At 64.6% G+C, this 17,981-nt stretch carries 13 protein-coding genes; 3 read left to right on the plus strand and 10 right to left on the minus strand.

Annotation, left to right across the window (positions count from 1 at the left end; genetic code table 11):
* Positions 1-32 precede the first annotated feature (32 nt).
* Together WC704_RS05575 and WC704_RS05580 are read right to left on the minus strand one after the other, a co-directional pair.
* Complete coding sequence (locus tag WC704_RS05575) at positions 33-2,414, minus strand: TonB-dependent receptor (protein WP_372888917.1); 2,382 nt, start codon at positions 2,412-2,414, stop codon at positions 33-35.
* A 100-nt stretch (positions 2,415-2,514) separates the two neighbouring features.
* Positions 2,515-3,612 (minus strand): Gfo/Idh/MocA family protein, encoded by a 1,098-nt coding sequence (locus tag WC704_RS05580; RefSeq protein ID WP_372888918.1) that lies wholly within the window; start codon positions 3,610-3,612, stop codon positions 2,515-2,517.
* 15 nt (positions 3,613-3,627) lie between these two features.
* Here WC704_RS05580 and WC704_RS05585 point away from each other — a divergent pair, with 15 nt between their 5' ends.
* The 3 genes from WC704_RS05585 (at position 3,628) to WC704_RS05595 (ending at position 6,742) form a co-directional block, all read left to right on the plus strand.
* Positions 3,628-4,536: an aldo/keto reductase family oxidoreductase gene (locus WC704_RS05585; RefSeq protein WP_372888919.1), complete on the plus strand. Its 909-nt coding sequence runs from the start codon at positions 3,628-3,630 to the stop codon at positions 4,534-4,536.
* The gene (locus tag WC704_RS05590) at positions 4,533-5,603 is read left to right on the plus strand and encodes an LLM class flavin-dependent oxidoreductase (RefSeq protein WP_372888920.1); all 1,071 of its coding nucleotides are present in this window, start codon (positions 4,533-4,535) and stop codon (positions 5,601-5,603) included. Before WC704_RS05585 ends, WC704_RS05590 begins: the two co-directional genes overlap by 4 nt.
* 452 nt (positions 5,604-6,055) lie before the next feature.
* A complete protein-coding gene (locus tag WC704_RS05595) occupies positions 6,056-6,742 on the plus strand; it encodes a phytanoyl-CoA dioxygenase family protein (RefSeq protein ID WP_372888921.1) in 687 nt (228 codons plus the stop codon).
* Positions 6,743-6,749: 7 nt separating this feature from the next.
* Here the strand turns inward: WC704_RS05595 and WC704_RS05600 are convergent, their stop codons facing one another.
* The 8 genes from WC704_RS05600 to WC704_RS05635 all read right to left on the minus strand — a co-directional run bounded on the left by WC704_RS05600 (position 6,750) and on the right by WC704_RS05635 (position 17,908).
* Complete coding sequence (locus WC704_RS05600; protein WP_372888922.1) at positions 6,750-7,745, minus strand: alpha/beta hydrolase; 996 nt, start codon at positions 7,743-7,745, stop codon at positions 6,750-6,752.
* A gap of 77 nt (positions 7,746-7,822) precedes the next feature.
* Positions 7,823-10,729: a TonB-dependent receptor gene (locus WC704_RS05605; RefSeq protein ID WP_372888923.1), complete on the minus strand. Its 2,907-nt coding sequence runs from the start codon at positions 10,727-10,729 to the stop codon at positions 7,823-7,825.
* A gap of 203 nt (positions 10,730-10,932) precedes the next feature.
* Positions 10,933-12,501 carry a carboxylesterase/lipase family protein gene (locus WC704_RS05610; protein ID WP_372888924.1) on the minus strand — a complete coding sequence of 523 codons (1,569 nt, stop codon included), beginning with the start codon at positions 12,499-12,501 and terminating at the stop codon, positions 10,933-10,935.
* Positions 12,488-13,492, minus strand: coding sequence for a sugar kinase (locus tag WC704_RS05615; protein WP_372888925.1), 1,005 nt, complete (start codon positions 13,490-13,492; stop codon positions 12,488-12,490). The genes WC704_RS05610 and WC704_RS05615 overlap by 14 nt, the downstream gene beginning before the upstream one ends.
* Positions 13,493-13,622: 130 nt before the next feature.
* On the minus strand, positions 13,623-14,378 hold the full coding sequence (gene kduD, locus WC704_RS05620; protein ID WP_372888926.1) for a 2-dehydro-3-deoxy-D-gluconate 5-dehydrogenase KduD: 756 nt from the start codon (positions 14,376-14,378) through the stop codon (positions 13,623-13,625).
* 123 nt (positions 14,379-14,501) lie between these two features.
* Positions 14,502-15,341, minus strand: coding sequence for a 5-dehydro-4-deoxy-D-glucuronate isomerase (gene kduI, locus WC704_RS05625; protein WP_372888927.1), 840 nt, complete (start codon positions 15,339-15,341; stop codon positions 14,502-14,504).
* Positions 15,342-15,356: 15 nt separating this feature from the next.
* Positions 15,357-16,799 carry a glucuronate isomerase gene (gene uxaC / locus WC704_RS05630; protein WP_372888928.1) on the minus strand — a complete coding sequence of 481 codons (1,443 nt, stop codon included), beginning with the start codon at positions 16,797-16,799 and terminating at the stop codon, positions 15,357-15,359.
* Positions 16,800-16,882: 83 nt separating this feature from the next.
* Entirely contained in the window at positions 16,883-17,908 is a 1,026-nt protein-coding gene (locus tag WC704_RS05635; RefSeq protein WP_372888929.1) for a LacI family DNA-binding transcriptional regulator, read from the minus strand.
* Positions 17,909-17,981: the final 73 nt, after the last annotated feature.

The raw sequence follows: 17,981 nt of genomic DNA on the forward strand, positions 1-17,981 counted from the left end.
TCCCCCTCCCCGTTCCGGGGAGGAGCCAAACCTCAAAAGTTCACCCGCCCGGTCACGCCGAAATAGCGATCGGCATCGCGCGGAATCTGGTAGCGATAGGCTTGCCCCGGCCCGCCATTGGTAATCGCCGCAGCAAAGCTCTGGTCGAACAGATTGCGCACCTGGAAGGTCAATTTGTAGCGATCGTTGCTGCTCACCAGCCCCGCGCTGAGGTTGACCAGCCCATAGGCGCCGATCGTGCCAAGTCGCCGCTGCACCGCATCCGCTGCGAAAAGCCCGAGCTCGCTGCTCTGATACGATCCCTGCGCGCCCAGCAGCACATCGGCAAAACCGCCGGTGCGCACCCGGTAATCGACGCTGACATTACCCTTCCACTTCGGCGCAAAGCCAAGCGGCGTGCCCCCCGGCACCACCGCGGCCCCGGCGGGCGCGTTGAACCGATCGACATGCGCGTCGGTATAGGCCGCCCCACCGGTGATGTTCAGATCGCGCACCGGCCGAAGCGTGGCATCCAGTTCCACGCCGCGCGTCGACACGTCGCCGGCATTGGTAAAGCGCGTCACGACCACGCCCGCCACCAGATCCGGGTTGTTTGCCTGAAAATTGCGATATTTGGCGTAGAAAGCAGCCAGATTGAGCGTCAATTTGCCCCCAAACAGCGTGTTCTTGAGCCCGATTTCATAGGAATCGGACGTTTCCGGCGCGATCACATTGGTGCCGGTCGCGGTCAGATTGTAGAACACGTTGAACGCCGGGCCCTTATACCCCCGCGCATAGGTCGCATAGGCAGTCGAGCCATGCGAAATGTCGTACTGCACACCCGCTTTGCCCGACAGATTCTCGTTGGTCGCCTTGGCGCGGAACGGCACGCCGTTGGAAGCGCTCACCGCCTGCGATGCCGCGGTCGTCGGCGAAACCCCGAGCCCGACCAGCCGGATATATTCGTTGTAAACGCCCTGATCGAAATTGGGGTTGATCCCCGGCCCCGCCAGCGTGGTGGCGCGCGCATGGAACACGTCGAGCTGATCGACCGTGTAGCGCAAGCCACCGATCACGCGGAAGCGATCGCTGATGTTGAGCGTGCCCTGCCCGAACAGCGCGACGTTCTTGAACACCGAGCCGAAATCGGCGGTGCCGGTCGGGAAGGTCGAGGGGTTGGCGGACGCGTTCGAGCACGGAGTCAGCACGGTCGGCGCGGGTGTCACCGCCGCAGTGCAGACCTGATCGTTGCGCGTGAACACGCGCTCGCTCGCCGCGCGCGAATAATATGCGCCCAACACATAAGTGAGAAACTGGTGTCCGGGCGAGGTCAACCGGATTTCCTGGCTGAAGGTGTCACCCGTCTGCGGTCCGAAATCGTGGAGCTGATTGAAGCCGATATAGGCTGCGGGCAGAAAATCACCGTCGCGGATCTCGGTATTCTTGTAGTTGCGATAGGCGGTAATCGTGGTGACGGTCTGCGTCCCCGCCTGAATATCGGCCTGGAGCGAGAAGCCGTAGCCGGTCTCCCTGGTCCGCGTCGTCAGATTTTGTGCGATTTCACGCGTATCGGTGCCACGCGGCGTCGGCAGGGCCGCCGTGGACGCATTGGTGGTGACGGCGCCCGTTGCGGTGTTGATCGGTCCGGTCGCGATCACCTCGCCGCAGCAATCGTCATCGTTGCGGTGATAATCGGCGATGAAGGCGAGCTTCACGTTGGGCCCGGCATCGGCATCGAGCTGCAACCGCCCGCCATAATGTTCGAAGCCGTTGACCAGCTTGCCGGTGGTGACGTTGCGGATGTTGCCATCATAATTGGTGTAGAAACCGGTCAGGCGCGAGCGCACAGCCTTGCCCAGCGGCACGTTGAGCACCGCGCGACCGCGATATTCGCTGTCGGTGAAGAACCCGGCCTCAACATAACCGCCGAGCGTACCGGTCGGCTTTTTCGAAATAATGTTGATAACACCGGCACTGGCATTCTTGCCGAACAGCGTGCCCTGCGGCCCGCGCAGCACTTCGATCTGGTCGACATCGACCAGGTCGCCAAACGCCTCGCCCGCGCGGGCGAAGACCACGCCGTCAACCACAGTTGAAATCGATGGCTCGCCCGCAATCGAGAAGGTCGAGGTGCCGACCCCGCGCAGGAACAACGACTGGTTGAGCGTCGTGCCAGATTTCAGGAAATTAAGCGACGGCACCAGATATTGCGCCCCCTCAAGGCTGGTCTTGCCTTGCGCGCTGAGCGCATCGCCCGAAATGACCGAGACCGCGACCGGCACGTCCTGCAACCGTTCGGAGCGTTTCTGCGCGGTGACGATGATGTCGCCCGGCGCGTCCTCAACCGCCGCTTGGCTTGGCGCTGTCTGCGCAAAACTCGGTGAGGCTGCCACCAGCGCAAGCGCCGCCGCACTCGTCAGGTACAATGCTTTCATCCTATCCCTCCTCATAAATCCCATCTTTCCGATGGGTATTATTCTTTTTGCGCGTCGGACATCGCTGTCATACTTGTCCGTCGTAAAGCTAGGCTTGGCGTCAGAACCCCAGTTCGGCCATCTCCACCACCCGATGTTCGCGGGCGCTGATCTCGGCGGCGGTGCCGATGGCAACCGCCATCATCCCGTCCTCGGCGCTCACCTCGACCGGTCCCGCGCCGCGCACCGCCGCGTTGAAACGCTGATGCTGGTAGAAGGTCGATCCGTGATGGCTGCCCGCATCGAGCGCAGCCTGATCGACCTCGACCACGCGCCGGGTCACCTGCTTGGCATTGCGGAAGCCGACGCGCGGGGAATGCACCAAAGCACCTTCGGGGATCAGCACGTCGAGCCGCGCGGCGTCCCCCACTGCGGTAATTTCCTCCTGATTTTCCGCGCCATCGGCGAACATCGACAGATCGAGCAACGCGCGCACGCCATTGGCGAAATCCACAATGGTATAGCTGTTGTCGATGATGTCGGGCGTCTCCCCGCCATAGCGTTCGTCGAGATGGTTCACGTCCATCGCGCCCGAACAATAGACGCGCACCGCCTCGCTGCCGGTGATCAGCCGCATCAGATCGAAGAAATGGCAGCATTTCTCCACCATCGTGCCGCCGGTATTGCGACTGAAGCGGTTCCAGTCGGCCACCTTGACCAGGAACGGGAAGCGATGTTCGCGGATCGACAGCATCTGCAACCGTCCGATCGCGCCGCTGCGAATTTCCTCGATAAAGGCGGCGGCGGGGGGCATGTAGCGATATTCCATCGCGGTCCAGAACACCCGCTCGCTCCGTGCCGCACGTTCGACGATCCAGCGACAATCATCAAGCGTCGTCGCCAGCGGCTTTTCGCACAGGATGTGGAGCCCGGCATCGAACAAGGGCTCCAACACGCGACGGTGCGTATAATTGGGGCTCGCCACGATCACCGCGTCGCACAGCCCGCTCGCCGCCAGCGCCTCGACCGAATCGAACACCGCCGCCCCGCCCGCGCGATCACCCAGCGCCGCCGTCGCCCAGCCGATCGATTCCGCCACCGGATCGGCGAGAGCAGTCACCACCGCGCCCGGCGTAATCGCCAGGTTGGTGATATGCTCGACGCCCATCATGCCGGTGCCGACCAGACCGTATCGGACTTGCTCTCCCAATGCGTTCACCCTTATATGACAGCGATGTCTGAAATCATACTTACACCCGAATTGCGCCCCCTCGGCAAGAGCGGAGTGCAGGTCAGCCCGATCGCCTGGGGCATGTGGCGCTTCGCCGCGGCCACCGTGGCGGAAGCGCGCGTGCGAATCGAGGCCGCGCTCGCCGCCGGGGTGACGCTGTTCGACACGGCCGACATTTACGGCTTCGATGGCGCCGACGGCTTTGGCGATGCCGAACTGCTGCTCGGCCAAGTGCTCGCCGAAGCCCCCGGCCTCGCCGCGCAGATGGTGCTGGCGACCAAGGGCGGCATCCGCCCGCCCGTCCCCTACGACCAAAGCGCCGCTTATCTCGGCCAAGCGCTCGACGCCTCGCTCACCCGGCTCGGGCTCGATCAGGTCGATCTCTACCAAATCCACCGCCCCGACATCCTCGCCCACCCGCAGGAAGTCGCGCGCACGCTGGAAGACATAGTCCGCGCCGGCAAGGTCCGCGCGGTCGGCGTCTCCAACTTCACGCCAGCGCAGACGCGCGCGCTCGAATCCTTCCTGACGATCCCGCTCGCCAGCCTCCAGCCCGAACTGTCACCACTCGAACTGGGACCGATCGAAAACGGCCTGCTCGATCTGGCGATGGAGCGCGATATCGCGGTGCTCGCCTGGTCGCCGCTTGGTGGCGGGCGGATCGGATCGCCCGAGGACGACCGGTCGAAGGCGGTCGCCGCCGCGCTCGATGTCGTGGCGCAGCAGGCCGGTGTGTCGCGCGCCGCAGCCGCTTATGCGTGGATCATGGCGCATCCCGCGCGCCCGATCCCGATTGTCGGCACGCAGAATGTCGCGCGCATCGCCGAGATTGCCGAGGTCTATAAGGTGCGCTTCACCCGCCAGAACTGGTATGACGTGCTGGTCGCCGTGCGCGGGGAGCGCCTGCCATGAGCGCGCTGCCGCCGTGCGAAATCAGTTGGTTCTCCGCTTTGTGCGATGACGATTACCAATTTCTCGGCGTCCCCGATGCGCATTTGCAATCGAGCTGGGCGCATTGCCGCGACATCGTGCTGCAGGCGGAGACCGGTGGCTTCGACAATATCCTGCTGCCCTCGGGCTATGCGCTGGGCATCGACACCACCGCCTTTGCCGCCGGCATCGCCCCGCTCCTGCGCCGCATCGCATTGCTGATGGCGGTGCGCGTCGGCGAAAGCTGGCCACCGCAGCTCGCGCGCCAAATCGCGACGATCGACCAGATGCTGGGCGGCCGCCTGCGCGTGAACATCATCTCGTCGGAGATGCCGGGCGAGACGCTCGCCTCCGCCCCGCGCTACGCCCGCACGGTCGAGGCGATGCACATCCTGCGCACGCTGCTGAACGGCGAGCCGCTCGACCATGATGGCGATTTCTGGAAGCTGAAGCTCGATCCACCGCGCTTGCGTACCGTGTCGGGCAAGGCGCCCTTGCTGTATTTCGGCGGCCTCTCGCCCGATGCGCGCGATGCCGCCGCCAAGGGCGCCGACGTGTTCCTGATGTGGCCCGACCGGCAAGAGGCCGTCGCCGCGATCATCGCCGACATGACCGCGCGCGCCGCCGCTTATGGCAGCACGCTGAAATTCGGCTATCGCGCGCATGTCGTGGTGCGCGAGACCGAAGCCGAAGCGCGCACCGCCGCCGACCGCCTGCTCTCCAAGCTCGACGCCGCCGAAGGTGCCGCGATCCGCGCCAAATCGCTCGATTCGCAGTCGGCGGGTGTCGCCGCGCAAGCCGCGCTGCGCGAAAATGCTGGCGACGACGGCTATGCCGAAGCGAACCTGTGGACCGGCATCGGCCGCGCCCGCTCGGGCTGTGGTGCGGCGATCGTCGGCGATCCCGATCAGGTGCTCGCCAAGCTCAACACCTATCGCGGCATGGGGATCGAGGCGTTCGTCCTCTCAGGCTACCCCCACGCCGCCGAGGCCGATCTGTTCGCGCGGCATGTGCTGCCGAAGATCGAGCATGGGCTGTTGGCGGGGTAACGCTCAAGGGCGCGATCACGCTACTGTAACCCGTTCGTTTCGAGCATCGTCGAGAAACAGCCACAAGCGCTGTGCCGGGTTTCTCGACGATGCTCGAAACGAACGGAAGGGGATAGTTCAAAGAGACGCCGTCCAAACCTATCCCGCATGATCCCCCCCGGTTCGCCGAGCTGCATCGCCCGGTCCAGCGCAGGGTGCCGGTGCATCGACCCCGGGGCAAGTCCCGTTTCGCGGGAAGGACGTGAGCAAACCTTATCCGACCGAAATCCCTTCCCCGGCGAAGGCCGGGGCCCAGGAACGCAACGGCTGGAAGGAAAGCGCCACCGTCCGTTACGACCACCTCCGCGACTGGCCCCCGGCGTCCGCCGGGGAAGGGCGGTGAGACGGCGGCACATCGCTCGCCGCGATCCGCCACGCCATTGCCGCGCGCAGACACCGCGCATAACTGCTCCATGACCGATTTGCCTGATTCGTTCTCGCCCACATTCTCCGATCACGGCGCGCAGCGCTTTCGCGGCGCGGCGGCGCGCGACCTTGACGATCTGCGCGTCGCGCTTGCCCCGCTGCCATCCGACCTTGCGGGCGTGCGCATCCACGGCCTGCCGCGCCTTCACCCGTTTCTGGCACGACACGGGTCCATCGGCGCGATCGCTGCCGGCATCCTCGGACCGGAGAGCCGCCCGGTGCGCGCCATCCTGTTCGACAAATCGGCGCAAACCAATTGGTCGCTCGCATGGCATCAGGACCGGACGATCTGCGTCACCCGACGGATCGATGTCGAAGGTTTCGGCCCCTGGACGACCAAAGCGGGCCTGCAACACGTCGCGCCGCCTTTCGTCATCCTGCGCGATATGGTGACGTTGCGGGTTCACCTGGACGCTGTTCCCGCGACCAATGCTCCGCTGCTGATCGCTCCGGGCTCGCACCGCGACGGGCTGGTTCCGGGAAACGCCGTCGCCGATGTCGTGCGACGGCGCGGCAGCCATGCGTGCCTCGCCGATGCAGGCGACATCTGGCTCTATGCCACGCCGATCCTGCACGCCTCAGACGCCGCGACCAATCCGACGCACCGCCGCGTGCTGCAGCTCGATTTCGCCGCGCAAGATCTTCCCGGCGGACTGGAATGGTTGGGCGTCTGACGCCCGTTCATCCAAACCCCAGCGTCCGCGCCCAGGCCACGAACAGCTCCGGCCACACCGCCACCGGCTTGCCGAGCGTGCCGCGCAGGCCAAAGCCGTGCCCGCCCTGGGCGAACAGATGCGTCTCCACCGGCACGCCCGCGCGCACGCACGCCGCGCGGAAGGCGAGCGTGTTTTCCACCTTCACCACCCGGTCATCCTCGGCATGGAGCAGGAAGCAGGGCGGCGTGCGCGGCGAGACGTTGGCGGCGGTCGAGTGCGCCCGCTCCTGCGCCGCGCCCGGCGATGGCCCCAGCAGCAGCGCGCGCGATCCGGCATGGGCGAGGTCCGCCGTCATCGCCTGCACGGCATAGATCGGCGCGGCGAGGCACGGTCGCGCGCTCAGCCGGTCGGCGGCATCGACCGGCGCATAAACCGGCGTATCGAAGCGCGTCGCCAAATCGCCGCAGACATGCCCGCCCGCCGAAAAACCCATCGCGCCGACGCGTTCAGGCGCGATGCCATAGTCCGCCGCCCGCGCGCGGATCAGCCGCATCGCCCGCTGCGCATCGGCCAGCGCCACATCCGGCCCCGCCGCCCAGCCCTCGCCCGGCAAACGATAAAACAGCACGAACACGGTGAAGCCGCGCGCCGCGAGCCACCGCCCGATTTCATAGCCTTCCTTGTCGACCACGACCCAGCGATAGCCCCCGCCCGGCGTCACCAACAGCGCCGCGCCATTGGGTTTCCGCGGGCGGAACACGACCAGGCGCGGACGGCTGATCCCCCACACCGCGCGATCGACCGGCAGCCCACCCTTGCCGCGATCCTCAACCGTCTCCACAAGTAATGTCGCGGGAGCACCGGGCGCGCCTTGCGGCCACAGGTCGATCGTCTCTTCGGGATCAGCCGAACCCGCCACTGCCACGCCTTCGCTAACGCGCGGCGGCGGCGTCTGCGCAGACGCGCGCGCCGCCCACCCGCTCGCCAGCGTTCCGAGAATGGCGCTGCGACGGTCGATCACCGGGATTCTCCTGGCAAACAAACGGGCATCGCCATCACACTGGCGACGCCCGAAGGGGGAGGAAAAGGTGTCCGCTGTTACAACTTCGCGCGCGCACCAAACAGGATGGTGCGACCGAAATGGTTGTTTTCGTAAATCCGGTTCGCGTCGAGATCGGTGTAGCGATACCGGTAGGTATCGGTGAGGTTGGTGCCCTCCAGCGACACTTCGAGCCATTTGGTCAGGCGATAGCGCACCGAGGCATCGAAATTGGTGGTTGCGGAATAGCCCTCGAACACGTTGCCGGTGCCGCTATTCTGGTCGACATACGGACCGCGATAGCTGATCGAACCGCGCGCGCTGAACTTGGCGTCCTCATAATAAAGCGTACCGTTGAACGCCTTCTTGGACAGGCCGAACAACGTCGATGTCCGCTGCACCGCGCTCGGTGCGACCAGCCGGCACGTGAATTGCGTTGCACACACCAGGCTGGACGGTCCGACGACGCCATAGCTGGCGCTGCTGTCGATAAAGGTCGCATTGGCAATGCCGCCAAAATTCCTCAGGAAGCCCGGCAGGAACTTGAACGGGGCCTGCACCGACAGTTCGATACCTTCCAGCGATGCGCCGGTGCCGTTCACCGTCGTGCTGACCGTGTAAAGCTGGTTGGGATCGAAATTGATGAAGGCGGGCGAACTGGGCGGCAACACCGATTTCGGCAAACCGGTCGCAGCGAAGGTTTGGGTAAGCGTGTTCGAAACCGGGAAGCTGTCGATCGATTTTTTGAACAACGCGATCGATGCAATCGACTGCGGCGCGAAATACCATTCGAACGCAAGATCGTACGCCGTCGCGCGGAACGGATCGAGAAACGGGTTGCCGTTGCTGATGCGATAGTTGAACCCGTCAACCGTACCACCAGGCGTCAAATTGCCCAGCGTGGGTCGCGTTATCACCTTGGCGACCGCGCCGCGCACGATGATCTTGTCGGTCGGATAAAAGGCCACGTTGAGCGCGGGCAGCCAATCGTCGTACGAACGCTGAACCGTGGCGGCGGTGCCGCTGACAAGACCGGTCGAGCTTTGATCGGTGTGGACATAGCGCGTCCCGGCGTTGAACGCATAGTTCAACCCGAAGAGCGAACCCTTGGTATCGAACTCGAGATAACCGCCTGTCACCTTTTCCGAAACGCTGCGGGTATTGCCCGCATCGACAACGCGCGCGCGGTTGTACAGGTTGGTCAAGGCTGCCGCCGCCGGGATATTGGCGACAATATATTGCGAGGTTGTCCCCGACGGTTGCCCCGCTGAACCAAGATTGACCAGATCGGTCAGCGCCGCGGTGACCGGGAAGCCGTACACCGCGCCCGCCCCGGATTGCGAGGACGGCGAACAGGTCAGCGTGCCGAGCACCAGATCCCTGCCGCCATTGCCGCACACCACGGTGTCACGGGTATAGCCCACCGTATCGAACGTGAACTTGCGATAGACGCCGCCCGCCTTGACCTGGAAACCCTCCGCCACATCCCATTCGGTGCGCACTTGCGCGGTGCGGAACTTGTTGACGGTCTCCGACGGACGATCGCGGATTTCGGAAAGCTGATACGCAGCCGGATCGGTTACGCTGCTGCCATAGCTCAGCGTCGGGCTCGCGATATTGGTATAGTCGTATGTGAACCCTTGCGCTGCCCGGTTGTCGAGCAGGATCGTCGTCTCGACCGGGATGTTCGCATCCGATTTCGACAGCCCACCCAACAGCGTGAAGCGGAACTTGTCGGTCACGTCCTGATCCCAGGTGCCGCCAATCTGATAAAATTCGGTGTTCGACTGGCGCAGATAATGTTCGTTGCGATTATACGCATCGTTCAGCGTCGCCGAGATGATGTTGTTATGCGCATCATACACCGGATTGACGAGATCGATCGAGCGCTCGTTGCTGCGCGCGAGCACTTCCAGCCATTCCTCCTCGCGCGCTTCCTTGAACTTGGAATAGAGGCCGTCGATCGAAATTTTGGTCTTGTCGGTCGGGGCAAACTGCACGCTGGCGGTAATGCCCAACCGCTCGCGATCATGCTTGATGACGCCGTAGCGCGGGATGCGCGGATGGAAGGCTTGCGCGGCCTTGTCGCACGCCGCGCTCTGCCGATACACACCGCCGCTATTGCGGGCGGGCGTGGTGAAGGCCTGCGCCGCCCCCGAACCGCTGGTATTATAATAGCACGGTGTGCCGTCGACCGAGTCGAACTGCGCCTGTGCCCAGCGCGTGGTATTGTTCCCCAGCTCGAGCGTGTTGACCTTCGAATAAGCGGCGGAGACCGACGCCCCGAATGTTCCGGCCTCGTTGCGCCACGACAGCAGCCCGGCGACGCGCGGACCAAGCGTCTTGGCGAGATCGTTATAAGAGCCTTGTACCGACAGCGCTCCCGAGAAACCCGGCTTCTTGCCGCCAAGCGGGTTGCCCGTATTGAGATCGACGACCGCGCCCAGCGATCCTTCGTCGAGCGAGGCTTCGGCGGTCTTGTGGACCACCAGCGAACTGAACAGCTCGGATGCGAACACGTTGAAATCGAACGCGCGATCACGGTTGGCACTGGCACCGTCGGTCGAGGTCGCCACCGTTTCCAGGCCGTTCACACGAACGCGCGTGAATTGCGCGCCAAGCCCGCGCACGGTGATCGCCCGCCCCTCGCCGCCATCGCGCTGGATCGAAATACCCGGAATCCGTTGGAGCGATTCGGCGAGATTCTGGTCGGGGAATTTCGCAATATCCTCGGCGACGATCGAGTCGACCGCGGCAACCGAGGTCTTCTTCACGTTGAGCGCAGCCTGAAGCGACTGGCGAAAGCCGGTCACGACGATGTCCTGCCCCGTATCCTCGCTGGCAGCAGGCGCGGTCGGCGTCGGGTCGGTCTGGGCCAACGCAACACCCGGCAAGAACAGTGCAAGCGCGAGCGCGCCAACCGAGACACCGTGCTGCACCGTCGCTGCCACAGAAATCTTGCGCATTCTTCATCCCCCCTTGGCGTCGCTGTCGCGCGACGTCGATTGACACCGGTTGCCACACCGCGCCTGCGGAATGACGAGCGGAAGAGGGAGAACGCGCGCTATTGTCGCGCATTGCTCCTCTCCTGCCCAACGGTTGCTCTTCGGCAACTCGTCCTGATGCTTAAATGTCGTCTTTGGTAACCGGTGTCAATCAGCTTTTTGGCTTAAGTCCCCGGTTGAATATAGGGCACCCGCGCGAACAGTTCGCGCTGCCAGCGACGGGGGTCGTCCGCGCTATGGGGGACCGAATCGAAGATCATCGTCGTGCGTCGCGTGAGGTCGTAGCGGGACCATTGCGGGAGCCCGGCGTGATTTGGGTTCCCCGTTTGCGCGAAGGCGACGAAGCTCTCCTGCATCGCCCGCGACGCCGCCTGCGCGTCCGCTCCGGTGCCGGTTTGCGAACCCCTCGCCCCGATTGTGCCGAACACCAGCGGAATGTCGATGGTGTGGAAGGCACCGCGTCTGGGGTCGAGCCGCGACGTAAAATCGACCTGATAGACAAAGGCCGGTGCCCCAGCCTGCGCGCGCGCCTCGGCTTCGATCACTTGTCCGCGCCAGCTTCGTCCCGCCGTGGTCGCGCCATAAAACACCTCGGTCGGCGACCAATCCGGGAAGTGCGCGCGATACTGGGCGACCACCCATTCGGGCAGGATATCGATACGCAATTCGGGCGCAATCCGCGCCGCGACATTGTCCCAGGTGAGCCCGCGTACCTTGTCCGAATCGGGCGCGAGAAACCCACGGGTTTCGTCCCGGACATTGCCCAAAATCAGCGAAATACCGAGCCCTTGCGGGTTGGCATCGGGCCAGAACGGATGCCGCGTCAGCCATTTCATGTCGAGCACAGGCCCGAAATAAACGCCGCCGCCAAGGATCGGGTCGGTCGCGTCGAGCGCAGCGACAAGGCGGTCCTGCGGCATCGCCAACAACGGCGACAGGTCATCCGCATCTACCCCGAGCCGCCCCAGATAGGCGCGCGCCCGCGCAGTGGCGTTGAGCGGCCCCGAAGCGGTGACTTGTTGTCCGCTCATCGTGGCGGCGCGGTGGAACAGCCCGTCGGCGGCGGGCATACCCAGCATCGTCGCAATCTTGGCCCCGCCCCCCGATTGGCCGAACACCATCACCCGTCCCGGATCACCACCGAACGCCGCGATATTGTCGCGTACCCATTGCAGCGCGAGGATCAGATCGAGCTGCCCGGCATTACCGCTATCGGGAAAGCGCGGATCGAGCCGCGCGAGATAGAGATAGCCAAAGGCGTTGAGCCGGTGGTTGACCGTTACCACCACGACATCACCGCGCGCCGCCAATGCCGCCCCGTCGTTGAGCGGATCGGTCACGCTGCCGCCCGAATAGGCCCCGCCATGAATGTAGAGCATCACCGGAAGCCTGGCGGCGCGATCCGGTCGCGCCGTCCAGATGTTGAGGAACAGACAATCCTCGCTTTGCGGCCCATACGCGCTGCCCGCTTGCGGCGCGACCGGGCCGAAGGCGTCGGCCAGGTGCGGCGAGGGCCCATAAGCAAAGGGCGTCGGCGCGCGAAAGCGCTCGGCGCGCCCGTAGCGAATGCCACGATAGGCGCGGACACCTTCTGCCTCGGTCGCTCCGATAAAGCGGCCCGCCGCGCACGCGACGAGTGATGGCTGTGCGGCGTGCAACCCCGTTCCTGCCGCCACGAGTGTCGCCGCGCCGCTGCCGATCAGCGCGCGGCGGGTGAGGTCAGCGCCGGACATCCAGCCCGCCCGCGAGATAGGCATCAATATCGGCCTGGCGGAACAGGCTCGCATCGCCCGGCAGCGAATGTTTGAGCGCGGCAAGCGCGAACCCGGTGCGCGCCGCCTCCGCGCTGTCACCCCCCAGGCGCAATGCATGGAGCACGCCCGCCGCAAAGGCATCCCCGCCACCGATCCGATCGACGATTCCAGCCAGTACGACTTCCTCGGTCTGCGCCGCCCCCGCGCGCGTATCGACGCGCGCCGACAACCGGTGGAGATCGACATGTTCGACATGCCGCGCGGTCGAAGCGATCGTCTGAAGCTTGGGGAACGCGGCGAAGGCGGCATCGACCGCATCGCGTCGCCGCGCCTCGCCGTCGCCGCCAAAGTCGCGACCGAGCAGCAGCGCGATGTCGCGGTGGTTGCCGAACAGCAAATCGGCTTCGGCCACCAATTGCGTGAGGATGCCACGCGGATCGCTGTCCCAGCGTTCCCACAATTTGCCGCGCCAATTGCCGTCGAACGACACGGCGATGCCGCGTGCCGTCGCCGCTTGCGCCGCCGCGATCGCACTTGCGGCGGGCACGGGGCCGAGCGCGGGGGTGATGCCCGACAGATGCAGCCGGTCAACGCCCTGTAGCAGGACGTCCCAATTCCAGGCTTCACGCGGCGTCTCGGCAAAGGACGACCCCGCCCGATCGTATATCACCTCGGTCGCGCGCAACCCTGCACCCGAGGTCACGAAATACAGCCCCATGCGATCGCCACGAAGCTGGATGCCGGCGGTATCGACGCCTGCGCCGCGCAAATAGGTCAGCGCCGCGCGGCCCAGATCATTGTCGGGCACCGCACTGGCAAAGGCGACATCATGGCCAAGCCGGGCGAGCGCGCCCGCGACATTGGCCTCCGCTCCGGCCACCCACACATCGAGCCTGGGCGTCTGCAACAACAACTCGCGCCCCGGCGGCGAGAGGCGCAGCATGATTTCCCCGAAGGCCAGAAACGTCATTACCCTACCCTCTCGCGTCACCCCGGCCCCGTCACCCCGGCCTTGTGCCGGGGTCCACTCTTCAACTTGATCGCACGCTTGGCGGCGCGGTGGACCCCGGGGACAAGCCCGGGGTGACGATGCAGTTCCCTTATCGCGCCAGCCAACCGCCATCGACCGCGAGAATGTGCCCCTGCACATAGTCCGCCGCGCGGCTGCACAGGAACACCGCCGCGCCGCCCAGATCGGAGGGATCGCCCCATTTGCCCGCGGGAATGCGCTCAAGGATCGACCGGTTGCGCGTTTCATCGGCTTGTAAGGCGGCGGTGTTGTTGGTCGCAATATACCCCGGCGCGATCGCGTTGACGTTGATGCCCTTGCTCGCCCATTCATTGGCGAGCAGCTTGGTCAGCCCGCCAATCCCGCTCTTGGACGCGGTGTAGCTCGGCACGCGAATGCCGCCCTGAAAGGTCAGCATCGAGGCGATATTGACGATCTTGCCGCCGCCCTTTGCGATCATGTGCCGCCCCGCCGCCTGGCACAGGAAAAACACCGATTTGAGATTGGTATCGATCACCGCATCCCAATCCGCTTCCGTGAAATCGACCGCATCGGCGCGGCGGATGATCCCAGCATTGTTGATGAGGATGTCGAGCCCGCCAAGCTTATCCACAGCCTCATCCACGACTCTTTGCACAGGTTCGATGGTGGAGAGATCGGCGGAAATGATTTCGGCACGGCGACTCAGCGTACGGATCTGTTGCACGGTGTCGTCCGCCGGAGTCCGTCCGACGCAGGCGATGTCCGCCCCCGCCGCCGCCAGCGCCAGTGCAATCGCCTGACCGATGCCGGTATTGGCCCCGGTAACGACGGCGACTTTGCCGGTAAGATCGAAGGGATTGGTCATCGCAAACGCTCCTCCCCTCCCTGGAAGGGAGGGGTTGGGGGTGGGTTGGTATGGGGGGAGCGCCGGACTCTCAACGGGCCGACCCACCCCCAACCCCTCCCTTCCAGGGAGGGGAGATGAAAATCACGCCAACTGGCAAATATCCAGCACGCTCATGTCGGTATAATCCTGGTTCTCACCCGCCATCGCCCAGATGAAGGCATAGGCCTTGGTGCCAGATCCCATATGCACCGACCAGGGCGGGGAAATCACCGCCTCTTCATTGGCCATTACGATGTGCCGCAGCGCTTCTCCCTCGCCCATATAATGGAACACGCGGTCGTTGGGGCCATCCAGTTCGAAGTAGAAATAGATTTCGCTGCGGCGTTCATGGATGTGCGGCGGCATCGTGTTCCACACCGAACCCGGCTTCAACACCGTCAGGCCCATCACCAGTTGCGCGCTGTCGCAAATGCCGGGGATGACCATCTGGTAGATCGTGCGCTCGTTCGATTCCTCGAGGCTGCCGCGCTCCAGCTTGGTCGCATCACCAACCGAAATCACGCGCGTGGCGAACGCCTTGTGCGCCGGGCACGACGCCAGATAGAAGCGCGCGCCCTCGCCCGAAAACCGCACGTCCTTCGCGCCCATCGTCACGTACAGGCAATCCTTGTTGCCGAGCGTAAACACCGCACCATCGACCGAGACCGTGCCTGGCACCGCGCCGACATTGACCACCGCCAGCTCGCGCCGTTCGAGGAACGGATGCCCCGCCGCCGAAGCAGGCTCGGTCTGGTCGGGCAGCTTCACCGCCACGTCGCCGACCAGCACACCGCCGATCACGAAGCGATCGGCATGGGTGTAATTGAGCACGCATTCGCCAGCCCGGAACAGGTCCTGGATCAAATAGCGATCCCGCAATTCGTCATTGGAAACGCATTCCATCATGTCGGGATGCGTTGCGTAATAGGTACGGTCGAACATCGGGCTCTCCGGGGGTCAGGCCGCTTTGGCGGCGGTTTCTGGTGAATCGATCCGATAAGCGCGGCGGACGAGGCCGCTGGTCAGCTCCTGCGCCAGTTCGACGGCTTCCCAATCTTCAAGGCGATGCTCGGCGACGAGGCGCGCGAGGAAGCCGCAATCGACGCGCCGTGCGACATCGTGCCGCGCGGGGATCGACAGGAAGGCGCGGGTATCGTCGTTGAAGCCGACGGTGTTGTAGAAACCCGCCGTTTCGGTTGTCATCTCGCGGAAGCGGCGCATTCCTTCCGGGCTATCATGGAACCACCAGGACGGCCCGAGCTTGAGGCAGGGATAATGCCCCGCCAGCGGGGCCAATTCGCGCGCATACACGCTCTCGTCGAGCGTAAAGAGGATGATCGACAGTTCGGTCGAGGTGCCGAAGCGATCGAGCAAGGGTTTCAGCGCGTGGACGTAATCGGTGCGCGTCGGGATGTCGGCCCCCTTGTCGCGCCCGTGGCTGGTGAACAGTCCGGCATTGTGGTTGCGGAACGCGCCGGGATGGATTTGCATCACCATGCCATCCTCAACCGACATCGCCGCCATTTCGGTCAGCATTTGTGCGCGGAACAGCTCGGCATCGGCAGGCGTCCAGGTGCCGCCGACGATCTTGCCGAACAAGGCTTCGGCTTCGACCGGGGACAGATTGGCGGTCGCGGCGGTCGGGTGGCCGTGATCGGTGGCGGTCGCCCCGACCGCGCGGAAATCCGCCCGCCGCTTGCGGTGCGCGGCAAGATAGCCCTTCCAGTTATGGACATCTTCCCCGGTCAGCTCGGCAAAGCGCGCCATCGCGCTCACAAATTGCTCATGCTCGACATCGATGACGCCGTCCGGGCGATAGGTCGTCACCACGCGCCCACCCCAGCCCGAGGCGCGGATGCGGTGGTGCGCGCCTAGATCGTCCTGCGGCCCCTCGGTCGTCGCGAGAAAGTCGATCTTGAAGCGGTCGAACAGCGCGCGCGGGCGAAAGGCGGGGCTGGCGAGCTTCTCGGCGATCGTATCGAAATAGAAATCCGCCGTATCGGCCCCAAGCGCCACCTCGAACCCGAACACCTCGGCAAAGACATGGTCGAGCCACAGGCGCGAGGGCGTGCCGCGAAACAGATGCAGGTTCTGCGCAAACACCCGCCACGCCGCGCGGGGATCAGTCGCAGGCGTGCCATCGCGGCGTGGAATGGCCAGCGCATCGAGATCGATGCCCTGGCTATAAAGCATCCGGAAAATATAATGATCGGGCGCGAGCAGCAACGCGGTCGCGTCGGTCCATGCGCTATCTTCGGCGAACCACCCGGCATCGGTGTGCCCATGCGGGCTGACGATCGGCAAAGCGGCGATGCTGGCGTAGAGAGAGCGCGCAATCGCCCGCGTCGCGGGATCGCTCGGGAACAGACGGTCCGGATTCAGGTTGAGCGGTCGCGCCATCGTCATTCCTCCTCCCCGCCGTTTCTTATATCGGCTCTGGTAACCGGTGTCAGCGATCCTCGCAAGCACCTTTACCGGCAGGTTTAGGCAGCCGGCGGCGCCACCGAAGCGCGCCGGATCAGCGTCGACAGGAATAATGAGGGTTCCTCGACAATCTCCTCGCCATCCAATCCCGCCGTCAGCTTGAGCGCGGCAGAGCGCGCCATCGATGCAATCGGCCAGCGCACCGTCGTCAACGGCGGCCAGACATGTGCTGCGACCGGAGTGTCGTCGAAGCCGACGATCGACAAATCCTTGGGAATATCGAGCCCGCGTTGCCGCGCGGCGTGCATCACCCCTGCCGCCATTTCATCGTTGCACGCGAAAATTGCGGTCGGGCGCGGCATCAGGTCGAGCAGACGCTCGGCCGCCGTCAGCCCGGATTCGAAGGTGTAGGTGCCATCGGCGATCATGCTGCGCGGCAGCGCGATACCCGCTTTCGCCAGCGCCTCTTCAAAACCCAGCCGCCGCTCGCGCGCCGAGCGGAAGCCGTGCGGCCCGGCGACCAGACCAATCCGCCGATGCCCCTGTTCGATCAGATATTCGGTTGCCGCGCGCACCGCTTCGCAATCGTTGGAGGCGACCATATGGTCGTTGTCATCGAGTGGGGCAGATCCCATGCGGACATAGCGACACCCGATTTCGGTACACAATTTGGCGATCGTATCATTCTCGCTGATCGGCGGCAGCAACACGAGCCCGAACAGCCGTTGGCGTTCCAGGAAATGCCGCAGATCGACCAGCATCGTCGCCGACCCACGATCGACCGGGCGCACCACCAGCTCGAATTCGGTGCCGTGCAGCGCCTCCAAAATCCCCTGCTGCACATTCATCACCATTTGCGCATTGGGATTGTCGTGGACGAGACCGATCAGGAAATTGCGGCGCAGCGCGAGCGCACGCGCCTGCGGATTGGGGATATAGCCGAGTTCCCCGATCACATCCTCGACGCGCCGCCGCGTATCGTCGTTGAGCAAGGGTGAGCGGTTGATGACGCGGCTGACGGTCTTCTTGGAAACCCCTGCGATCCGCGCGACATCGTTGATCGTCGGTTGTCCGGTGCTTTTCATGCCGTCGGCTTAAACCCGGGACGGTCGGCTTGGCTAGTCCGGCAATATGCGACGACCCGCATCGCTCCCCTTG

This window comes from Sphingomonas sp. (genome assembly GCF_041661885.1).
GTDB lineage: Bacteria > Pseudomonadota > Alphaproteobacteria > Sphingomonadales > Sphingomonadaceae > Sphingomonas.

Excerpts from the sequence above, each read along its gene's own strand:
- WC704_RS05575 (WP_372888917.1), bottom strand. The coding sequence starts at position 2,414 with ATGAAAGCATTGTACCTGACGAGTGCGGCGGCGCTTGCGCTGGTGGCA.
- WC704_RS05585 (WP_372888919.1), top strand. The coding sequence starts at position 3,628 with ATGTCTGAAATCATACTTACACCCGAATTGCGCCCCCTCGGCAAGAGC.
- WC704_RS05590 (WP_372888920.1), top strand. The coding sequence starts at position 4,533 with ATGAGCGCGCTGCCGCCGTGCGAAATCAGTTGGTTCTCCGCTTTGTGC.
- WC704_RS05595 (WP_372888921.1), top strand. The coding sequence starts at position 6,056 with ATGACCGATTTGCCTGATTCGTTCTCGCCCACATTCTCCGATCACGGC.
- WC704_RS05605 (WP_372888923.1), bottom strand. The coding sequence starts at position 10,729 with ATGCGCAAGATTTCTGTGGCAGCGACGGTGCAGCACGGTGTCTCGGTT.
- WC704_RS05610 (WP_372888924.1), bottom strand. The coding sequence starts at position 12,501 with ATGTCCGGCGCTGACCTCACCCGCCGCGCGCTGATCGGCAGCGGCGCG.
- WC704_RS05615 (WP_372888925.1), bottom strand. The coding sequence starts at position 13,492 with ATGACGTTTCTGGCCTTCGGGGAAATCATGCTGCGCCTCTCGCCGCCG.
- kduD (WP_372888926.1), bottom strand. The coding sequence starts at position 14,378 with ATGACCAATCCCTTCGATCTTACCGGCAAAGTCGCCGTCGTTACCGGG.
- kduI (WP_372888927.1), bottom strand. The coding sequence starts at position 15,341 with ATGTTCGACCGTACCTATTACGCAACGCATCCCGACATGATGGAATGC.
- uxaC (WP_372888928.1), bottom strand. The coding sequence starts at position 16,799 with ATGGCGCGACCGCTCAACCTGAATCCGGACCGTCTGTTCCCGAGCGAT.
- WC704_RS05635 (WP_372888929.1), bottom strand. The coding sequence starts at position 17,908 with ATGAAAAGCACCGGACAACCGACGATCAACGATGTCGCGCGGATCGCA.